We start from the raw sequence: 5298 nt of genomic DNA on the forward strand, positions 1-5298 counted from the left end.
GGGGCGTCCCGCCCGGCCCCCGTCCCCGACGCCGAGCGGCTGCGTCGCTGGCGGCTCGTCCTCCGGGACGGGGGCCGGGCGGGACGCCCCGGCGACGGCTGGGGCCTCAGCGGGGAGGACGCCGTCATCGACCGTGCGCTGGACGCGCTCTACGGAGCCCCGGGCACCGGCCTGGGCTCGCGCCCGGGCCCGGGGCAGGGGCCGGGCGCCGCGGGAGGCGGGTTCGGTCCGTCCGTCCCCCACGTGGTGCGGTGGCTGGGGGACATCCGCACGTATTTCCCGGCGTCCGTCGTTCAGGTGATGCAGCGTGATGCCATCGACCGGATCGGGCTGTCCGCGCTGCTGCTGGAGCCGGAGATGCTGGCGGCCGTCGAGCCGGACGTGCAGCTCGTGAGCGTGCTCCTGACGCTCGGCAAGGTCATGCCCGAGACGACCCGGACCACCGCCCGCGTCGTGGTTCGCCAGGTCGTGCGGAAGCTGGAGGAGCGGCTGACGCAGCGCACCCGGACCACCGTCGGCGGTGCGCTCGACCGGTCGGCGCGCGCCCGCCGCCCCCGGCACGGGGACGTCGACTGGGGCCGCACCATCCGCGCCAACCTCAAGCACTATCTGCCCGCCCACCGCACGGTCGTCCCGGAGCGGCTCGTCGGGCACGCGCGGGCGGCCGGGTCGGTGCGGAAAGAGGTGATCCTCTGCGTCGACCAGTCCGGTTCCATGGCGTCCTCCGTCGTCCACGCGGCCGTGTTCGGCGCGGCCCTCGCCTCGGTGCGCTCGCTCGACACCCGGCTCGTCGTCTTCGACACGGCCGTCGTCGACCTCACCGATCAGCTGGCGGACCCGGTCGACGTGCTCTTCGGCACCCGGCTCGGCGGCGGCACGGACATCGGCCGGGCGCTCGCCCACTGTCAGGCGCGCATCACCCGCCCGGCGGAGACCGTTGTCGTCCTCATCAGTGATCTCTACGAGGGCGGGACGGGCCGCGGCATGCTCCGGCGGGTCGCGGAGATGCGGGCCGCGGGCGTGCGGTTCGTGGCGCTGCTCGCGCTCTCCGACGACGGTGCCCCGGCCTACGACCGGGACCGTGCCGCGGCGCTCGCGGCCCTGGGCATACCGGCCTTCGCCTGCACCCCCGACCTCTTCCCGGAGGTGATGGCCGCGGCTCTGGAGGGGCGCCCCCTGCCCGTCCCGGAGGGCTGACCGGGAGCGGAACGTGACCCTCCGTAGGCGGCCCGGGCCGTGGCGGGCCGTGTGCGATCTGTGAGCGTAATCACGGCCGGAGTGTGACCTGGGATTTAGGGACGGTCCCCCCTCGGGGATAACCTGCGAGACGGACATGCCGCGTCAACGGTGAACGTGTGCCGCCCTCGTCAAAGATCGCGTCGTCACGCTGGCCCGCGGCACGCCCGCGCAGACAACGAACCGCGATATCCATGGAAAAGGGACGGACGCGCGTGGACCTGTTCGAGTACCAGGCGAGGGACCTCTTCGCCAAGCACGGTGTACCGGTGCTGGCCGGTGAAGTCATTGACACGCCTGAGGCGGCCCGCGAGGCGACCGAGCGTCTCGGCGGCAAGTCCGTCATCAAGGCCCAGGTCAAGGTCGGTGGCCGTGGCAAGGCCGGTGGCGTGAAGCTCGCCGCGACCCCGGACGAGGCGGTCGCCCGCGCGACCGACATCCTCGGCATGGACATCAAGGGCCACACGGTCCACAAGGTGATGATCGCGGAGACCGCTCCGGAGATCGCCGAGGAGTACTACGTCTCGTACCTCCTCGACCGCACCAACCGCACCTTCCTGGCCATGGCCTCGGTCGCGGGCGGCATGGACATCGAGGAGGTCGCCGCGACGACCCCCGAGAAGCTCGCCAAGGTGCCGGTCGACGCCAACAAGGGTGTCGACATCGAGAAGGCCCGCGCGATCGTCGCCCAGGCGAAGTTCCCGGCCGAGGTCGCCGAGCAGGTCGCCGAGGTCCTCGTGACCCTGTGGAAGACCTTCGTCGCCGAGGACGCGCTCCTCGTCGAGGTCAACCCGCTGGCCAAGGTCGCCGACGGCCGTGTCATCGCCCTCGACGGCAAGGTGTCCCTGGACGCCAACGCCGAGTTCCGCCAGCCGGAGCACGAGGCGCTGGAGGACAAGGCCGCCGCCAACCCGCTGGAGGCCGCCGCCAAGGCCAAGGGCCTGAACTACGTCAAGCTCGACGGCCAGGTCGGCATCATCGGCAACGGCGCGGGTCTCGTCATGAGCACCCTCGACGTCGTCGCCTACGCCGGTGAGAACCACGGTGGCGTCAAGCCCGCCAACTTCCTCGACATCGGTGGCGGCGCCTCGGCCGAGGTCATGGCCAACGGTCTTGAGATCATCCTGGGCGACCCGGACGTCAAGTCCGTCTTCGTCAACGTCTTCGGTGGCATCACCGCGTGCGACGAGGTCGCCAAGGGCATCGTCCAGGCGCTGGAGCTGCTGAAGGCCAAGGGCGAGAACGTCAGCAAGCCGCTCGTCGTCCGCCTCGACGGCAACAACGCGGAGCTGGGTCGCAAGATCCTGTCGGACGCCAACCACCCGCTGGTCCAGCGCGTGGACACCATGGACGGCGCGGCCGACAAGGCCGCCGAGCTGGCTGCGAAGTAAGGGACGAGGACTCCACAACCATGGCTATCTTCCTCACCAAGGACAGCAAGGTCATCGTCCAGGGGATGACCGGCGCCACGGGCATGAAGCACACCAAGCTCATGCTGGCCGACGGCACCGACATCGTCGGTGGCGTGAACCCGCGCAAGGCGGGCACCGAGGTCGACTTCGACGGCACCGCCGTGCCGGTCTTCGGCTCCGTCAAGGAGGCGATGGAGAAGACCGGTGCCGACGTCACCGTCGTCTTCGTGCCGCCGGCCTTCGCCAAGGCCGCCGTCGTCGAGGCGATCGACGCCGAGATCCCGCTGGCCGTCGTGATCACCGAGGGCATCGCGGTGCACGACTCGGCCGCCTTCTGGGCCTACGCCTGCGAGAAGGGCAACAAGACCCGGATCATCGGCCCGAACTGCCCCGGTCTGATCACCCCGGGCCAGTCCAACGCCGGCATCATCCCGGGCGACATCACCAAGCCCGGCCGCATCGGCCTCGTGTCCAAGTCGGGCACGCTGACCTACCAGATGATGTACGAGCTGCGTGACATCGGCTTCACGTCCGCCGTCGGCATCGGTGGCGACCCGGTCATCGGCACCACGCACATCGACGCGCTCGCCGCGTTCGAGGCCGACCCCGACACCGACCTGATCGTCATGATCGGCGAGATCGGCGGCGACGCCGAGGAGCGGGCCGCGGACTTCATCAAGGCCAACGTCACCAAGCCGGTCGTCGGCTACGTGGCCGGTTTCACCGCGCCCGAGGGCAAGACGATGGGCCACGCCGGTGCGATCGTGTCCGGTTCCTCCGGCACCGCCCAGGCGAAGAAGGAGGCCCTCGAGGCCGCGGGCGTGAAGGTCGGCAAGACGCCGTCCGAGACGGCCCGCCTGGCGCGCGCGGCGCTGTCCGCCTGAGCCGTACTGCTCTGACGGTTCTGGACCGTCGGGGCGTGGCCCCGTACCCCGTCATGGGGTGCGGGGCCACGCCCTTTGTCGCTTCGGCCGTCCTGGGCCCCGCCTACCGGGGTGCGTCTTGCGCTGTGTGCGCGGGTGCGGGCTGTGTGTGGCTGGGCGCGCAGTTCCCCGCGCCCCTTCGGGGCGCCCTCTGGGTGAAAAGGTGCATAAACGTATTTGGGCGACACGACGGCTATTTGCCTGCTACCCGTATGAATGCCATGTTGTTGGCAGCATGGCCTTGTGACCCAATATGCCGATCACAGCCCGCCGTTGTCCGCGCGGAGCAGGAGCGCCGCCGCGGGGCCGCCCATGGCGGGCACGGTGTTCCTCGGCGGGATGGTCGCCGCGGGCCTGGGGCTCGGCACGCTCGCCGTGGGCGTCCTGTCGCTGTGGATCTCCTCCCCGTACCCCGACAGCGGCCCCGCGACAGCGCTCCGCGTCGCCGCGGCCCTGTGGCTGCTCGCCCACGGCGCGCACCTCGTGCGGACCGAGACGCTCTCCGGGACGCCCGCGCCGATCGGCCTGACGCCGCTGCTGTTCACCGCCCTGCCGAGCTGGCTGCTCTACCGGGCCGCGCGGCACACCCTCGACCCCACGGACGAGCCGCCGGACGAGGTACGGGACGAGCCGCCCGAGTACGCCGGGCTCGACCTCCTCGGTGACGTCCCGTTCGGTGACGTCCCTGCCGGGGGTTCCGCCGCGGGCTCTTCCGCGGGTTCTGCCGAGGGCTCCGCCGGGCTCGCGCCGCGCAAGGCGATCGTGGCCCTGCTCGGCGGCTATCTCTTCGTGGCCGGGGCCGCCTCGCTCTACGCCTCGTCGGGCCCCCTGCGGGTGGATCCGCTGAGCGCCCTGCTGCACCTGCCGCTCTTCGCGGGTGCCTCCGTCGGGATCGGGGCATGGGCGGCGGCACGCTGCCCCGGCGCGGCCCGGCCCTCCCTCACCCGGCGGGCGCTCGGGGCGCTTCCGCCCGGCGTGCGGCGCTGGGTCACGCGCCCCCGGGTGCACGATGTCGTACGGACCGGCGTGGCGGGCACGCTCGCCCTGCTCGGCGGTGGCGCGCTGCTGCTGGCCGGTTCGCTCGCCCTGCACGCGGGCACGGCGCAGCAGTCGCTGCTCCAGATGACCTTCGCCTGGTCCGGGCGCATCGCCGTGATCCTGCTGTGCGTGGCGCTGCTGCCGAACGCGGTCGTCTGGGCGGCGGCGTACGGGCTCGGCCCCGGCTTCATGGTCGGTACGGTCGGCGTCGTGGCCCCGCTCGGGGTGGCGGGCTACCCGCTGCTGCCGCGCTTCCCGCTCTTCGTGGCGATCCCCGCGCCGGGCCCGGCCGGGACGCCCGCGCTGGTCGTGGCCTCGGCGCTGTCGGTCGCGACGGGCGTGTCGGTCGCGTACGCGGCCGTGCCGCGCGACCCCGACCTGCTCCGTCATACGAAGGCGGCCCGCACGGCCGGTACGGCGGCACTGGGCGCGGTGCTCTGCGGGGTCATGACGGCCTTCCTGGCGTACGTGGCGTCCGGCGAGCTCGGGCGGGCCAAGCTCGCGACGTTCGGGCCTCCGTGGTGGCTCGTGGGCGGCGCGGCGCTGGCCTGGACGGCGGTCATCGGGGTGCCGTGCGCGCTGGTGCTGCGGTGGTCGCGGCGGCGGGCCGCGGCCGCGGCGGTGGCCGCGGTGGTCGCGGCCGCCCTGGAGTCCATGGAGGCGGCGGGGGCGGGCGGGCTGTCCGGACC

4 protein-coding genes are annotated in these 5298 nt (G+C 72.7%); all 4 read left to right on the forward strand.

What is annotated here, in order from left to right; all coding sequences use genetic code 11:
* Positions 1-39: 39 nt before the first annotated feature.
* Positions 40-1197 carry a VWA domain-containing protein gene (locus K6I34_RS30750; RefSeq protein ID WP_229330990.1) on the forward strand — a complete coding sequence of 386 codons (1158 nt, stop codon included), beginning with the start codon at positions 40-42 and terminating at the stop codon, positions 1195-1197.
* Between the two features lie 254 nt (positions 1198-1451).
* Complete coding sequence (gene sucC / locus K6I34_RS30755; RefSeq protein WP_229330984.1) at positions 1452-2627, forward strand: ADP-forming succinate--CoA ligase subunit beta; 1176 nt, start codon at positions 1452-1454, stop codon at positions 2625-2627.
* Between the two features lie 20 nt (positions 2628-2647).
* On the forward strand, positions 2648-3532 hold the full coding sequence (gene sucD / locus K6I34_RS30760; protein ID WP_229330986.1) for a succinate--CoA ligase subunit alpha: 885 nt from the start codon (positions 2648-2650) through the stop codon (positions 3530-3532).
* Positions 3533-3883: 351 nt separating this feature from the next.
* Positions 3884-5298: DUF6350 family protein (locus tag K6I34_RS30765; RefSeq protein ID WP_229330988.1), on the forward strand; the 1415-nt coding region annotated here is incomplete at its 3' end.

The sequence above is a fragment of the Streptomyces sp. UNOC14_S4 genome (genome assembly GCF_020740835.1).
In the GTDB taxonomy this organism is placed as follows: domain Bacteria; phylum Actinomycetota; class Actinomycetes; order Streptomycetales; family Streptomycetaceae; genus Streptomyces.